The organism is Bradyrhizobium sp., from assembly GCF_028868675.1.
Lineage (GTDB): Bacteria > Pseudomonadota > Alphaproteobacteria > Rhizobiales > Xanthobacteraceae > Bradyrhizobium.
On record NZ_JAGWUA010000122.1, the window covers coordinates 1 to 14,693 of the forward strand.

The 14,693-nt window shown below is 67.3% G+C and carries 16 protein-coding genes; 3 read left to right on the plus strand and 13 right to left on the minus strand.

The annotated features are described in order from the left end of the window. From guaA to cobT, 3 genes are all read right to left on the minus strand, one after another. On the minus strand, nt 1-1,088 hold a 1,088-nt coding region (guaA, locus tag KGM94_RS16300; RefSeq protein ID WP_300261152.1), incomplete at its 3' end, for a glutamine-hydrolyzing GMP synthase. A gap of 162 nt (nt 1,089-1,250) precedes the next feature. Then, nucleotides 1,251-1,637, minus strand: a complete 387-nt coding sequence (locus KGM94_RS16305; protein WP_300261155.1) for a DUF3574 domain-containing protein — start codon at nt 1,635-1,637, stop codon at nt 1,251-1,253. Between the two features lie 157 nt (nt 1,638-1,794). Next, the gene (gene cobT / locus KGM94_RS16310; RefSeq protein WP_300261159.1) at nt 1,795-2,808 is read right to left on the minus strand and encodes a nicotinate-nucleotide--dimethylbenzimidazole phosphoribosyltransferase; all 1,014 of its coding nucleotides are present in this window, start codon (nt 2,806-2,808) and stop codon (nt 1,795-1,797) included. Between the two features lie 25 nt (nt 2,809-2,833). Between cobT and cobS the strand changes: the two genes are divergently transcribed. Then, nucleotides 2,834-3,598 (plus strand): adenosylcobinamide-GDP ribazoletransferase, encoded by a 765-nt coding sequence (gene cobS / locus KGM94_RS16315; RefSeq protein WP_300261162.1) that lies wholly within the window; start codon nt 2,834-2,836, stop codon nt 3,596-3,598. 10 nt (nt 3,599-3,608) lie between these two features. Next, nucleotides 3,609-4,184, plus strand: a complete 576-nt coding sequence (locus KGM94_RS16320) for a histidine phosphatase family protein (RefSeq protein ID WP_300261165.1) — start codon at nt 3,609-3,611, stop codon at nt 4,182-4,184. A 9-nt stretch (nt 4,185-4,193) separates the two neighbouring features. On the opposite strand, the gene KGM94_RS16325 is transcribed toward KGM94_RS16320, so the two are convergent. The 10 genes from KGM94_RS16325 to KGM94_RS16370 form a co-directional block, all read right to left on the minus strand. Continuing rightward, nucleotides 4,194-5,495 (minus strand): RsmB/NOP family class I SAM-dependent RNA methyltransferase, encoded by a 1,302-nt coding sequence (locus KGM94_RS16325; protein WP_300261167.1) that lies wholly within the window; start codon nt 5,493-5,495, stop codon nt 4,194-4,196. Between the two features lie 369 nt (nt 5,496-5,864). Continuing rightward, on the minus strand, nt 5,865-6,662 hold the full coding sequence (locus tag KGM94_RS16330) for an SDR family NAD(P)-dependent oxidoreductase (RefSeq protein ID WP_300261170.1): 798 nt from the start codon (nt 6,660-6,662) through the stop codon (nt 5,865-5,867). Beyond that, entirely contained in the window at nt 6,659-7,981 is a 1,323-nt protein-coding gene (locus KGM94_RS16335) for a hypothetical protein (RefSeq protein WP_300261172.1), read from the minus strand. Before KGM94_RS16335 ends, KGM94_RS16330 begins: the two co-directional genes overlap by 4 nt. 53 nt (nt 7,982-8,034) lie before the next feature. Continuing rightward, the gene (locus tag KGM94_RS16340) at nt 8,035-8,526 is read right to left on the minus strand and encodes a copper chaperone PCu(A)C (RefSeq protein WP_300261175.1); all 492 of its coding nucleotides are present in this window, start codon (nt 8,524-8,526) and stop codon (nt 8,035-8,037) included. 62 nt (nt 8,527-8,588) lie between these two features. Further along, complete coding sequence (locus KGM94_RS16345) at nt 8,589-8,867, minus strand: hypothetical protein (RefSeq protein WP_300261179.1); 279 nt, start codon at nt 8,865-8,867, stop codon at nt 8,589-8,591. 141 nt (nt 8,868-9,008) lie between these two features. After that, nucleotides 9,009-10,031: an NADP-dependent oxidoreductase gene (locus KGM94_RS16350; protein ID WP_300261182.1), complete on the minus strand. Its 1,023-nt coding sequence runs from the start codon at nt 10,029-10,031 to the stop codon at nt 9,009-9,011. A gap of 279 nt (nt 10,032-10,310) precedes the next feature. Then, nucleotides 10,311-11,807 carry an IMP dehydrogenase gene (gene guaB / locus KGM94_RS16355; RefSeq protein ID WP_300261185.1) on the minus strand — a complete coding sequence of 499 codons (1,497 nt, stop codon included), beginning with the start codon at nt 11,805-11,807 and terminating at the stop codon, nt 10,311-10,313. Between the two features lie 193 nt (nt 11,808-12,000). Continuing rightward, nucleotides 12,001-12,249: a hypothetical protein gene (locus tag KGM94_RS16360; protein ID WP_300261188.1), complete on the minus strand. Its 249-nt coding sequence runs from the start codon at nt 12,247-12,249 to the stop codon at nt 12,001-12,003. Nucleotides 12,250-12,380: 131 nt separating this feature from the next. Next, a complete protein-coding gene (locus KGM94_RS16365; protein WP_300261191.1) occupies nt 12,381-12,791 on the minus strand; it encodes a helix-turn-helix transcriptional regulator in 411 nt (136 codons plus the stop codon). Nucleotides 12,792-12,800: 9 nt separating this feature from the next. Next, a complete protein-coding gene (locus tag KGM94_RS16370; RefSeq protein WP_300261194.1) occupies nt 12,801-12,899 on the minus strand; it encodes a type II toxin-antitoxin system RelE/ParE family toxin in 99 nt (32 codons plus the stop codon). Between the two features lie 327 nt (nt 12,900-13,226). Between KGM94_RS16370 and KGM94_RS16375 the strand changes: the two genes are divergently transcribed. Continuing rightward, the coding region (locus KGM94_RS16375) for a DHA2 family efflux MFS transporter permease subunit (protein WP_300261197.1) at nt 13,227-14,693 on the plus strand (1,467 nt) is incomplete at its 3' end.

The following is a 14,693-nucleotide window of genomic DNA, read 5'->3' on the forward strand; positions in this document are numbered from 1 at the left end:
GACTTGATCGTCACCGAGGGGCCGCCGGTGAAGGAGACGCTCTCGATCACGTCGTGGTAGAGCGTGCCCTGCGCCAGAAAGTCGGCGCCACCGATCTTCTTCGCTTCCGCATCGAACACGTCGATGAAGAGCCGGCCGATGGTCTTGCGCTTCTGTTCGGGATCGGTGACGCCGTCGAGCTCGCCGAGGAACAGCTTCGACGCATCCACATGCACGAGCGGGATGTTGTAGTGGCCGCGGAAGAGGTCGACGACCGTCCTGGCCTCGTCGAGGCGCAACAGGCCGTGGTCGACGAACACGCAGGTGAGCTGGTCGCCGATCGCCTCGTGGATCAGCACCGCCGCGACCGCGGAATCGACGCCGCCGGAGAGGCCGCAGATCACCCTGCCCTTGCCCACTTGCGCGCGGATCTTCTGGATCGCCTCCTCGCGGAAGGCGCGCATGGTCCAGTCGCCGGAAAGGCCGGCGATCCTGCGCACGAAATTGCGGATCAGCTTTGCGCCGTCGGGCGTGTGCACCACCTCGGGATGGAACATCAGGCCGTAATACTTGCGCGTCTCGTCCTGGATCACCGCGAACGGCGCATTCGGCGAGGTGCCGGCGACCGTGAACCCCGGCGGCATTCTTGTGATGCGGTCGCCATGGCTCATCCAGACCTGGTGGCGCTCGCCGAGCGCCCAGGTGTCTTCGAACAGCTCGCTCTTCGCCTTCACCTCGACGTCGGCGCGGCCGAACTCGCGATGGTGCCCGCCTTCGACCTGGCCGCCGAGTTGGGCTGCCATGGTCATCTGGCCGTAGCAGATGCCGAGCACCGGCACGCCGGAGGAAAAGATCGATTGCGGGGCGCGCGGCGAGCCCTCCTCGTGCACGGACTCCGGCCCGCCCGAGAGGATCACCGCCTTCGGCTTCATCGCCCGAAAGGCCTCTTCGGCCTTGTTGAACGGGACGATCTCGCAATAGACGCCGTCCTCGCGCACGCGGCGCGCGATCAGTTGCGTCACCTGACTGCCGAAATCGACGATGAGAATCTTGTCATGCGCCGAAGCCACGGAGGGCGTCGACTCGCGGGCGTTCTGTGCTGCTGTCATGGCAAGCCAATACGCGACGGGACTGGGCGGCGCAACACGCGAGCCGCGCACCGCCCACATCTTCCCGCAGGCATGTTCCGCACGTCCGGCGGGCATTTCGTGGAGACCATAGGCAGCGGCTAGTATAGGTCAGTATCGCTGACCTATAGACACATTGCGTCATCAGAACCGCACGCAGGCCGGCCCGACGATCAGGCCGACGGACTGCTGCTGGAACTGGCGCTTGTAGGCCTCGACGATGGCGTCGACCTTGGCGGTGTCGTCGTGGCCGCCGGGCAGCACGATCTCGATCACCTTGGCGGCCTCATGGACGACGGTGCCGCGCCGGGCGTCGCGCCAATGGCCGCTGGCGTCGAGCACGGTAAAGCCGTCGGGAAAGCGCGGCGACACCTCGCGCGAGACGAAGCCGCTGAAATCGGCCTCGCTGACGCGGGCCTGGTCCTCGACATTGCGCCCGAACAGCAGTTGCGCCACGTGCTGCACCTGCATCGAACCGCGGCAGGCGATCGCGTCAGCGCTATGGGCGGCCGCGCTCGCGAGCAACGTCATGGCTGCCGCCACCGCCGCGAGGGCCGTTTGCGTTGATCCTCGTTGCCATCGTCTCATCTGCGCGGCCCTGATGGGCGCGATCGTTCCCGGTTCCGGTGCGCGCAGGCAAGTCGCGATTTCGTGAGACCGGGACGGCGCGACGTGAGGACGCGCCGGATCAGGTCGCGCCGGAGACGCCGGCCTGCGCAAAGGTCGCCATGCCGGCGTGGCACGCAGCCGCCGCTCGCAGGAGATGCACGGCGACCGCCGCACCCGAACCTTCGCCGAGCCGCATGCCGAGATCGAGCAACGGATCGAGCCCAAGGTGCCGCAGCAGGACGCGATGGGCCTGCTCCGCCGAGACATGCGCGGAGCAGCAGTGATCGAGCGCACCCGCCGCCAGACGATGCAGCGGCGCAACCGCCGCGGTCACGACGAAACCGTCCAGTAGCACCGGAATGCGATGACGCCGCGCCATTAGCACGGCGCCGGCAATCGCCGCAAGCTCGCGTCCGCCGAGCGCCGCCGCTGCCAGCAACGGATCCTGCGCGAGGCGAGCGTGCCGCGCCAGCGCCGCCGTGATCGCATCGCGCTTGCGCGCCAGGCCCGTCTCGTCGACGCCGGTGCCGCGGCCGACCCATTGCGCCGCGCCGCCGCCGAACAACGCCGCGCAGAGCGCGGAAGCGACCGTGGTGTTGGCAATGCCCATCTCGCCGACGATCAGGAGATCGCAGGGCGCGCCGACCGAATGGTAGCCGATGTTGGCGGCGTCGAGGAACTCAGGCACGCTCATCGCGGGCGCTTCGGTGAAATCGACGGTCGGATGATCGAGATCGATGGCGACGACATCGAGCGCGGCGTCGGCGAGCCTGGCAAGCTGGTTGATCGCCGCGCCACCGGTGTGGAAATTCTCGACCATCTGCGCGGTCACGTCGGCCGGGTAGGCCGAGACGCCCCGGTGTGCGACGCCGTGATTGCCGGCAAACACGAGAATCCGGACGCGATCAAGCAAGGGGATCTCACGCCCCTGCCAGCGCGCGAGCCAGGCCGCGAGCTCCTCCAGCCGGCCGAGGCTGCCAGGCGGCTTGGTCAACGTATCCTGCCGCGCCAAGGCGGCGGCCTGCGCTTTCGCATCGCCTGAGGGGAGATCGCGGCAGTAGGCGCGTATATGATCGAGATTCGAGAAGCTCATGACACCCAGGATGGTTCTTTAGCGGATGTACACGATCGCCACGACCCTGGTCGATGATTTGCGCACCGGCGTCACCTTCTTGACGCGGGTGCCGCTGCGCTCGCCCGATGCGCCGGACTATCGCAACTTCGTCCGCGCCCACCGCGTCTTCCCGCTGGTCGCGGCCGCGATCGGCGCGGCGATCGGGCTCGCCGATCTCGGCCTAGTGGCGATCGGGCTGCCGGCGGGAGGCGCCGCGGCGCTGGCGCTCGGGGCCGGCGCGCTCCTCACCGGCGCGCTGCACGAGGACGGGCTTGCCGACGTCGCCGACGGTTTTGGCGGCGGCCGCGACAAGCCGGCCAAACTCGAGATCATGCGCGACAGCCGGCTCGGCACCTACGGCGCGCTGGCGCTGCTGGTCGCGTTCGCCGCAAAGCTTTCGGCGTTCACGGCGCTGCCGCAGGGGGCGATCGTGCCGGCGCTGGTGGCCGCGCATGCGCTGGCGCGCGCCGCGATGACGATTGTGGCAAGCGCGCTGCCCAATGCGCGGGCGGACGGGCTGTCGGCGCAGGCCGGCCGGCCGCCGGCCGCGACGGCGGCTGTGGCGGCGCTGGTTGCGCTGGTGATCGCCGGCATCGTGCTGCCATGGACGCAGGCGCTGGGATCGGCGCTTGCGGCGGGCGCGGGCGCGCTGGCCGTCGCCCTGCTCGCCCAGCGCCAGATCGGCGGCCAGACCGGCGACGTGCTCGGCGCCGCCGAGCAGGTCGCCGAGATCGCGGTCCTGCTGTTTCTGACAGCAGCGCTGCGTTGAGGGCGGGAGCATGGATCGCGAGACCCGCCTCTTTCTGATCCGGCATGCGCCGGTCGCGGGATCGGTGGGCGTCATTCACGATCCGGAGGCGCCGGCCGACACCGGCGACGTCGCGGCGATCGGCTGGCTGCGCGCTCAACTGCCGGCGGACAAGATCGCGATCTGCAGTCCGGCGCGGCGGACGCGCGACACCGCCGCAGCTCTCGGGCTCGACCCGGTCCGCGAGGCGGCCTTTCGCGAGCAGGCCTTTGGCGCCTGGACCGGGCGCCGGCACGCCGAGCTCGCCGCGGAATATGGCGATGCCTACAAGAACTTCTGGCTCGAGCCGGCCGGCAACCGGCCGCCCGGCGGGGAAAGTTTTGTCGACCAGATCGCCCGGGTCGAGCACGCTTTGGCGGCGTTGCCTCAGGGCGATGTCGCGCTCGTGGTGCATTCCGGCACCATTCGCGCCGTGCTCGCGATCGCGCTGGACCTGCCGCCCGATCGCGCGCTCAGCTTCGTCATCGATCCCTGGTCGCTGACCCGGATCGACCGGCTCGCAAACGGCTGGCGCATCGTCGCCGTCAACCACACGCGCCCGGCGTGACGGCCGCCGTCAGGCGGCCTTCTTCATCACCGAGACGAAGAAACCGTCGGTGCCGGTGCGGCGCGGCGTCATCAGCCAGCCTTCACCCGTCTCGATCGCGGCCTTGGCAAACGCCTCGGCCTTGTCCCCGAGCACCCCAGCAGTCTGCTCGGGCGGCACAATCGAAAACTCCGGATGGCGCGCGACGAAGGCCCTGACCTGCTCCCCGTTCTCCTCCGCGAGCACCGAGCAGGTGATGTAGGCGATCCGGCCACCGGGCTTGACCAGCGCCACGGCACGCTGCAGCACCTCGGCCTGATCCTTCAGCCGGATCTCCAGCGCGCCCGGGCGCATCCGCCACTTGGCGTCGGGGTTGCGGCGCCAGGTGCCGGTGCCCGTGCAGGGCGCATCGATCACGACGAGGTCGGCGGAGGAGCGGATGTCGGCCAGCGGATCGGCCTCGCCCTTGGGCGTTCGCACGTCGGCATTGTGGACGCCGGCGCGCGACAGGCGCTCGTGGATCGGGGCGAGCTGGCGCTTGTCGCGATCGGTCGCGATCAGCCGGCCCTTGCCCTGCATCAGCGCCGCCAGCGCCAGCGTCTTGCCGCCGGCTCCGGCGCAGAGGTCGATCACCTGCTCACCGGGTCTTGCCGCGGAAAACAACGCCGCCAGCTGCGAGCCTTCATCCTGAACCTCAACGGCGCCCTTGATGAAATCCTCCTCCGACTGGACCCCGGGATTGCGCGCGTCCGCCGCAAGCTCGATGCGCAGGCCGACCGGCGACCACGGCGTCGGCCTGGCGCCGAGATGAGACAAGGAGCGCAGCACCTTGTCTCGGTTGGCCTTCAGCGTGTTGACGCGCAGGTCGAGTGGCGCGCGGCTCGCCATCGCAGTGGCTTCCGCCACGCGGTCCTCGCCGAACACTCTTGCCAGATGAGGATCGAGCCAGTCCGGGTAGTCGCCCGCGACCGGCGCCGGCGCATTGGCCAGCGAGCGTGAGGCGAGCGCGGCCGTCTCCGCCTCCGTCAGCCGCGCCGGCGCGAAGCGGCTACCGTCGAACAGCGGCGCCATCGCCGATGCGTCGATGCCGCGCTCCAGATGCAGCATGCCGATCAGGCGGGCCCGCGGCGTGTCGGCATCCATCAGGAATGCGCTGGAGGAATAGCGGCGCAGCACGTCCCAGACCAGGCCGGCAATTGCCGCACGGTCGCCGGAGCCGGCAAAGCGATGCGCGGTGCCCCACTCCTTCAGCGCCTTCGCCGCGGGCATGCGTTGGGTCTCGATGGTCTCGATCAGCTCGATGGCGGCGGACAGGCGGGCAGCAGGGGTCATTTGAATCTTTCAAATCAGGTCCGGGGCGCAAGCCTCAGATCGGCAACAAGATCTTCAGCGCGACCTGAACGAAGACCGGCAGCAAAGCCATCTGAACCGACATCGAAAAATGTCCGGCCCCGGCACCACGCCGCTGCGCCGTCATTAACGGCAGGTTCTGGCCCTGACAATGAACGACTTGAACCGGGTTCCCCGATCGGGGGACTAACCACCGGTACTCAAAGCAGTTTCAGGCCTTCGGGCGGCCAAAAGACGAGATGGCGCCATGAATCTCATGTCGGGCGTGAGCGGCCTGTTCGGCGAATCCGCCGACGGCGGGCTGAGGTGATGCCCTCGACATCTGCCGCCTCCGTCCGGACCTTCGTCCAATTACTTCTTCAGCTCTCTTCTGCTTCCGAGCACGAGTGAATTGAGATGGCCGCCACCGGAGATGTCGATCTCCGCCCCGGTGATGTAGCCGGCTTCGGGCCCACACAGGAAAGCGACGAGGGCTGCGATCTCCTCGGGTTCACCGAACCGGCACGCAGGCGTCATGGCCATCGCCTCCTCGCGGATTTCTGCCGGCATCGCCTTGACGTTTTCCGTCTCCACCATGCCCGGCAGCACGGCGTTGCAGGTCACGCCCTTGCGCGCGTATTCCAGCGCGACCGTGTGGGTGAGCCCGAGCAGGCCGGCCTTGGTTGCGGAGTACCCCACCTGCCGGGCCAGGCCGCCGCGCGCGGCGACCGACGAGATATTGACGATGCGGCCGAAGCCGCGAGCGGCCATGCTTGCGACCGTGGCCCGCACCAGATTGAAAGCGCCTGTCAGATTGACGCCGACCTCCCGCTGCCAGGCTTCGTCGCTCATCTTCTCGACCGGCGCGATGTTGTTGACGATGCCCGCATTGTTGACGAGCAGATCGACGGGGGCGAGTTCCGCTGCAACCCTGGCAGCGGCTTCGCGCGCCGCCGTGCCGTCCGAAATGTCGGCGGTGGCGATGCAGGCCTTGCGGCCGGTCTCGCGCACCAGCCTTGCGGTTTCCTCGACGGCGGGGTTGATGTCGACGAGCCCGACATCGGCGCCAGCCTTCGCCAGACGCAGTGCGATGGCGCGCCCGATGCCGCGCGCGGCACCGGAGACGAGCGCGACCTTGCCTGCCAGGTCGGACGAATTGCGCGTGCTCATCGGGCGACTTCCCTGGGCGGCGTCAGGCCGATCTGGCGGAACAGCTCGGGATCGAGGTTCATGCGGTTGGCCGTGGTCTTGTAGACGAAGGTCGCGCAGGCCGCGCCGGGCCGGGTCTGGCGGCGGCCGTCGATCACGAAGAAGAGCGGTGTTTCCGGCGACAACGCGCTTTCGAGTTGCGCGCGGTTCGAGGCCGCGCAATGGGTGCAGTAGGTCGGCGCGTCCGTGCGGTTGAAATTGACGTCGTGCGGCTCCCGCATCGTCGCGGCCAGCGGGCCGCCGTAATGGAACATGTCGCGCCACATCTCACCCCGGAACATGCGGCCGCCGGAGCCGCAGGGGTCGAGACGGAATACGAAACGCTCGTCTTCCTCGGTGATGGTGAAGTCCGCGCAGTGATAGTTCCAGGTGCGGGCGATCTCGCGCACCAGCTCGTCGTCGGTCATCGCCGCATAGCGTGGGAAGCCCGCATGGAACGCCGGCTCGTAGGTCTCGGCCAGCATCTCCCGAAGATAGTCGGCGCCGCCCTTTTCCAGCGCGACGGCGTAGAAATATTGCAGCATCACCACGCCGAAGTCGTGCCAAGGCTTCCAATCCTTGCGCTGGCCCGGCAGGAGATATTCGATGTCGCTCTCCCCCGCATCGAGCCTCTCCAGCGCGCGGTCGACGCGGGTCTGCGTCAGCGCCCTGCGTTCCTCCGCGGTGAAAAGCACCTCGCCCCGCGCCGCAGTCTTCCTGAAGGTGGCGCGGCAGGCTCCGTCCGCGCCCTTCTCCGTCGTCCAGACGTCACCACCGACGGCGTCGTTGAGCGCGTGCTGGCAGGCCTTGCAGATCTGGCAGAACGAGCTCACTCCGTCGCGCCAGCCGGCGTACAAGTCGGGATGCTTCCTCGGCAGGCCGGCCTTCTCGAGCTTCCCCCCGGAGCCGCAGAGCGCCATGTCGAGCACGACCTCGTCGTCGTCTTCGGCGAGCGGCGCGAGCTTCGCACCGTATTGCTCGCGGAATATCCCGATGAGATCGGCGATCGCGGCGCGCTCGTCGCCGTCGCGGTATTGGCGGGTCCATGTCCGCATCAGCTCGGCGCCGATGCGCGCGAGCATTGCGAGGGCCTCCTCCTCGCCGAAGTCGCGGCGAAGCTTGGCCGCCTTGCGGGCCAGCGTGTGACCGAACAGGCCGTCGAGGCCGGCCGGACCATTCTTCATCTCGATCAGCAGCTCGCGCACGCGCGCGAGATCGCCCCGGCGCAACGCATCGAGCGCATGTTCCTCGAACGGCCGCGCGATGTCGGCAAGTTCGGATTCGCCATAGAGGTGGGACATGACGGCCTCCGATCAGGGGCCAGCCTAGCGCAAATCCGGCCGGCGCCGCGCCGTCATTTCTTGGTCTTGTCGTCCTTGGGCAACGCCGGCCCCTTCGAGGACGCGGCGAGGACGTCGAACGACACGGCGACCGCACCGGCCTTTTCGAACTGCAGCGTCAGCGGAAGCTTGGTTCCCTTCTTCAACCTGGTCTTGACGTTCACCAGTCCGAGCCGGTAGCCGCCGGGCGCCAGCGTCATCTTGTCGCCCGGGGCAATCACGAGGCCCCCGTCCACGGGGTTCACCGACAAACCGTTCGGGCTGACCTGCTCGACCTGGATCTTCTCGGCAGCGTCGGTCGATCCTCCGAGCAGCCGCTCGGGCGCGGCGCCCTTGTTCTCGATGATCAGATAGCTGCTGGTGGACTCCGCGCCCTTCGGCGCGGCACGGGTCCAGGCCTGCGAAATCACGAGATCGCCCTGCTTGACCTCCTGCGCTTGCGCGGCCGCGCCGTGCAGCGCCCCGACCAGGACCATGGAAACGATCAGACGTATGCCGAGCTTCATTTTCCCCTCCCCGACGACCGGCTCAGATCTCCGTCGCCCACTGGCAGATTATGACGGCACGCCTAGGCGACGTCCTTTAAATCCTGCTTGATCGCCGCGAGCAACGACTGCAGGGCCTCGCTGTCGACGCGCTCCCCTCCCGTGCGCGGGCGCGATGCGGGATGGGCCGGACGCCTGGGAAACGGTGGCGGCGCCGGCATCGCGGGTGCCTTCGCTTCGGTCTCCGGCTCCGGATGGACGAATTTTCCGTGCAGCACGTCGTCGTGGCGCCCCATGAGCCACAGGGTGGCCCAATAGCCCGCCGCCAGCAGAAAGACGCAGAAAATACCGAGTTCAAACATCGCCGCACCTGAAATTGGTGCGATGATTCAATGCCTTCGGCCGCTGGTCAACGCGGGGCGGGACAAGAACCGGTCCTTTTTGGCCGTGGTGTGGCCCTTTGGTAACTCTTGGTTAACCAAAGGGCCTCCCGATCCGCTGGCTCAAGCCTTGTCCGGCCCGACCCGGACGAGCTGCTTGCCGAAATTCGCACCCTTCAACAGGCCGATGAAGGCCGAAGGCGCGCTGTCGAGCCCCTCGGTGACGAACTCCTTGTACTTGACCCTGCCGTCGCGGACCCAGCCCGACATGTCGCGCAGGAAATCGCCGTGGCGGGCGGCGAAATCGCTGACGATGAAGCCGCGGAAGGTCAGCCGCTTGGTGAGCGTCGCGCGCATCATCGCCGCCGCCCATTTCGGCGGCTTGGCCTCGGTGTCGTTGTAATGCGCGATCAGGCCGCAGACCGGTACGCGCGCGAACGCATTCAGCAGCGGAAACACCGCCTCGAACACCGCGCCGCCGACATTCTCGAAATAGACGTCGACGCCGTTCGGGCAGGCCTCCTTCAGCTTCGCCGCGAAATTTGGATCGCGGTGGTCGATGCAGGCGTCGAAGCCGAGCTCCTTCGTGACGTAGTCGCACTTCTCCTTGCCGCCGGCGATGCCGACCGCCCGCGCACCCTTGATCTTCGCGATCTGCCCGACCGCCGATCCGACCGCGCCGGACGCGGCCGCAACGACCACGGTCTCGCCGGGCTTCGGCTGGCCGATGTCGAGCAGGCCGGTATAGGCGGTCATGCCGGGCATGCCGAGCACGCCGATCGAGGTCGAGATCGGGCCGAGCTTCGGGTCGACCTTGATCAGACCCTTGCCGTTGGCGATCGCATGCGTCAGCCAGCCGGCGCGCGTACGCACGATGTCGCCCCTGGCAAACTCCGGATTGTTGGAGACCGCGACCTCGCTCACGGTCTCCCCTTCCATCACGCCGCCGACCGGCACCGGCGCGGCATAGGACGGCCCCTCGCTCATCCGCCCGCGCATATAGGGATCGAGCGACAGCCAGATGGTGCGCAGCAGGAGCTCGCCCGCGCCCGGCGTCGGCACCACGAATTCCTCGATGCGGAAATCGGACGGTCTTGGCTCGCCGACGGGGCGCGCGGCGAGAACGATGCGCTTGGCTTGGGACATGGGGGTTTCCTCTGACTGTTTTCGTGCGCGGGAGCGAAGCGAAGCAAGCCGCCCTCGTCAATACAAAAGGACTGGAGCGCTCGACCATCGACCCGCGCTCATCTCGTGTCCTGGACGCGGTGCAGCGCCAACAGCGCGTTCACGCGCGTCTTCGACGCACTATGGCGTTGCTGCGCAGAGCCGGGACCTACACCCAATATTCCGACGACAGTCTGGGCCCCGGCTCTGCAGCGCACCGCTGAAGAAGCGCTGACCTGCGTCCGGGGCACGAGCGTGCGCCTACACTCCGCCCGGATAGTTCGGGCTTTCGCGGGTGATGGCGACGTCGTGGACGTGGCTCTCGCGCAAGCCTGCGCCGGTGATGCGCACGAACCGCGCGCGCTTCTGGAATTCGGCGACGGTGGGCGCACCGACATAGCCCATCGCGGCACGCAGGCCGCCGGCGAGTTGGTGCATGACGTTGGCGACCGGCCCCTTGTAGGGCACCTGGCCCTCGACGCCTTCGGGCACGAGCTTCAGCGTGTCCTTGATGTCCTGCTGGAAGTAGCGGTCGGCAGATCCCCGCGCCATCGCGCCGACCGAGCCCATGCCGCGATAGGCCTTGTAGGAGCGGCCCTGCCACAGGAACACTTCGCCCGGCGTCTCGTCGGTGCCGGCGAGCAGTGAACCAACCATGGCGACGTCGGCGCCGGCGGCGAGCGCCTTGGCGAGATCGCCGGAGAATTTGATGCCGCCGTCGGCGATCACGGGAATGTCCGCCTTCTTGCCGGCCTCCACAGCGTCCATGATCGCGGTGAGCTGCGGCACCCCGACGCCGGCGACGATGCGCGTGGTGCAGATCGAGCCCGGGCCGATGCCGACCTTGATGCAGTCGGCGCCCGCGTCGATCAGCGCCTGTGCGCCTTCCGAGGTCGCGACGTTGCCGGCGATGACCTGCACGGAGTTCGACAGCCGCTTGATGCGGTTGACGGCGTGCAGCACGTGCCGGGAATGACCGTGCGCGGTATCGACCACGACGAGATCGACGCCGGCATCGATCAGCCGCTCGGTGCGCTCGTAGCCGCTGTCGCCGACGGTGGTGGCGGCGGCGACGCGGAGCCGCCCCTGCGCATCCTTGCAGGCGAGCGGATGGGCGACCGCCTTCTCGATGTCCTTCACCGTGATCAGGCCGACGCAGCGATATTGCCCGTCGACCACCAGCAGCTTTTCGATGCGGTGCTTGTGCAGCATCCGCTTGGCCTCGTCCTGGCTGACGTTCTCGCGCACCGTGACGAGGTTTTCATGCGTCATCAGCTCGGAGATTTTTTGCCGGCGGTCGGTCGCGAAGCGCACGTCGCGGTTGGTGAGGATGCCGACCAGCCTGCCGGGTGCGGACTTGCCACCGCCGGTGACGACCGGAATGCCGGAGATGCCATGGTCGCTCATCAGCTTCAGCGCATCGTCGAGCGTCGCGTCGGGGGCGATGGTCAGCGGATTCACCACCATGCCCGACTCGAATTTCTTGACCTGCCGTACCTGCGCGGCCTGGCCGTCGGGATCGAAATTACGGTGGATGACGCCGATGCCGCCGGCCTGCGCCATGGCGATCGCCATCCGCGCCTCGGTGACGGTATCCATGGCGGAGGCCATGATCGGAATGTTGACGGGAATGGCGCGGGTGACGCGGGAGCGGATGTCGACCTCGCCCGGCAGCACTTCCGACAAGCCCGGCTTCAGCAGCACGTCGTCGAATGTGTAGGCTTCGCGGATGCCTTGAGGGCCTTGCACCGTCGCCATCGCCAACTCCTTCCTGGCAGCCCTTGGTTGGCTGCAAAAGCTTATGGATGAGCGCCGCCCTCGGCGTTGCCCTCGGCATCGCCGTCGAATCGGAGCCCATCGGTGGGGTTGACGCGGGTCGATAGCACGGCCGGGTGACGAATCAAAGCCATTCGGCCCGTTTGCCAGCCATGCACAGGCTTTTTTGCGCTTCTCAGCGCGGATAGCCGGGCGGCGGGCCGTGCTGCCGGATCGCCTCCACCACCTCGCGGTGCCGCCGGTCCTCCCGCTTCATGTGCACGGCGATGATGGCGTGCGCGGAGGGCACCAGCAGCAGGACATGGAAAACGAGGCCGAAAACGAAGCAAACCACGCACAGGACGAGGTTGAAGATCGCCGAGAACGGCTGCCCGTTCAGGAGCAGCCCGATCGGCGGCAACAGCGCGGCAAGGATGTAGATCATCGCGGGATCTCCGGCGGGCGGTGCAACTTGGTACCGGCCTGCGCCCCGGAATCTAGGCAACCTCTCTGCCGGAACAAGGGCCATTCCGGCTGAGGCACTGGTCGAGAGGCGCTAATCTCAACGCCTGAACCTCAGTCGATCAGCAGGTCAACCGGAACACCCAGCGCGCGGGCGAACTTCTTCTGCAACTCGGCGGGTCCCTTGCGCCGCCCGGTTTCGATCTCGGACAGATAGTTCTGACTGATACCGACGGCCACGGCCAACTCGCCTTGAATCATCCCGCGCCAGTCACGGATGACGCGGACCGCGTTCTCACCATTGGCGAGGCGATCGGCGACGGCCTTCGGCAGCGTAATCTCGCGCCCTTCCCTCAAGGCTCGTGTGGAACTCCGAACAATACGGCCCGCTGCGACATCTCCCTGTGTTTCGGCGGCAAGCGCGACCAATCGATCGTACTCGTTACGCGGCAGCACCGCGAGATCGTCGCCACCGGGCGTGCGGATGAACTGGACATTGCCTTTGGCTGTACCGGCTTTCACCATTGCGTCCTCTCAGTCATAGATCTCGCGGCGGTGGCCGACCGCGTGAACCGTAATCGTATCGCCCTTCACCGTGAACAAGACGCGCCAGTCGCCTACGCGAAGTCGCATTCCGGACACGCCCTTCAACGCCTTCACGTCACCTACGCCAGTTTCCGCGAAAGTTCTGAGCCTGGGGTCAATCTAGGCGCGTGTCGACGCGGCCAGTTTGCGCCACTGACGAACTGCGGCAGAGGTGAACTCGATCTCCTTCACGGTCTGCCATGATCGCATAATGCGATATTCTTGACAAGCGAATAAATCGCATAACGCGATATGAGCCGAACACGGCCCGGTCGAAGTTCTGGGTGCTATGCCCGGTTCGGCATTGGCCTCCGGAGGGCGGCGATGATAAGTCGCATCTCCCGCCCTCATTCCGATCTCCATTACCATTCCGTCATGCCGGTCGACAAACAACGCGTGATACCGCTGATCGTGGCGACGGCCCTGTTCATGGAGAACATGGACTCGACCGTCATCGCCACGTCGCTGCCGGCGATCGCCGCCGATATCGGCACGAGCCCGCTGACGCTCAAGCTCGCCATCACCTCCTATTTGCTGTCGCTCGCGGTGTTCATCCCGGCGAGCGGCTGGACCGCCGACCGGTTCGGCGCGCGGCTGGTGTTCGCAATCGCAGTCGGCGTGTTCATGATCGGCTCGATCGGCTGCGCGCTGTCCTCCTCGGTGACGCATTTCGTGTTCGCGCGCATCCTGCAGGGCATGGGCGGGGCGATGATGACGCCGGTCGGCCGCCTCGTGCTGCTGCGCTCGATCGACAAGAGCGCGCTGGTCAACGCGATGGCCTGGGTGACGATCCCGGCCCTGATCGGTCCGGTGGTCGGGCCGCCGCTCGGCGGCTTCATCACGACCTACGCCTCCTGGCACTGGATATTCCTGATCAACATCCCGATCGGGCTGCTCGGCATCTTCATGGCGCTGCGCTTCATCGATCCCATCAAGAGCGAGGCGCAGGAGCCGTTCGACCTCTACGGCATGGTGCTCGCGGGCATCGGGCTTGGCGGCATCGCCTTCGGCCTGTCGGTCGCGGGACTCAACCTGCTGCCCTGGAGCACCGTGCTCGCACTGATCGTGGTCGGCGCGATCTCGATGACACTCTACGTCATCCATGCGCGGCGGACGGGATCGCCGGTGCTGGACTTCTCGCTGCTGAATCTCGCCACGCTGCGCGCCTCCATCGTCGGCGGCTTTTCGTTCCGGCTCGGCATCGGCGCGCTGCCGTTCTTGCTGCCGCTGTTGATGCAGGTCGGCTTCGGCCTGTCGCCGTTCCAGTCCGGCCTCGTAACCTTCGCCTCCTCGCTCGGCGCCATGGGAATGAAGACGCTGGCGGCGCGCATCATCCGCGCCTTCGGCTTCCGCTATCTCATGACCGTCAACGCCGTGGTGAGCTCGATCTTCCTCGCGGCCTGCGCCCTGTTCACGGTGACGACACCGCTCTTGCTGATCATGATCATCCTGGTGGTCGGCGGCTTCTTCCGCTCGCTGCAGTTCACCGCGATCAACACGGTGGCCTATGCCGAGGTCGACACCGCGCAGATGAGCCGCGCCACCACGCTGGTCAGCGTCAACCAGCAGCTTGCGGTGTCCGCAGGAGTCGCGGTCGGCGCCGCCTCGGTGGAGATGACGATGTGGTTCCGCCACATTGCCGAACTCGACGCCACGGTGTTCGCGCCGGCCTTCATCGTCGTGGCGCTGACCTCGGCCGCATCGAGTTGGTTCTTCTGGCAGATGCCCGACGACGCCGGGCACGAGATCTCCGGCCGCAAGGCGGTCGAGGTCGCGAGCCGCAAGGGGGCCGCGAAAAGCGCGGCGAGTGCCGCGGTCAAGGCGGCGACAGAAGACACCCAG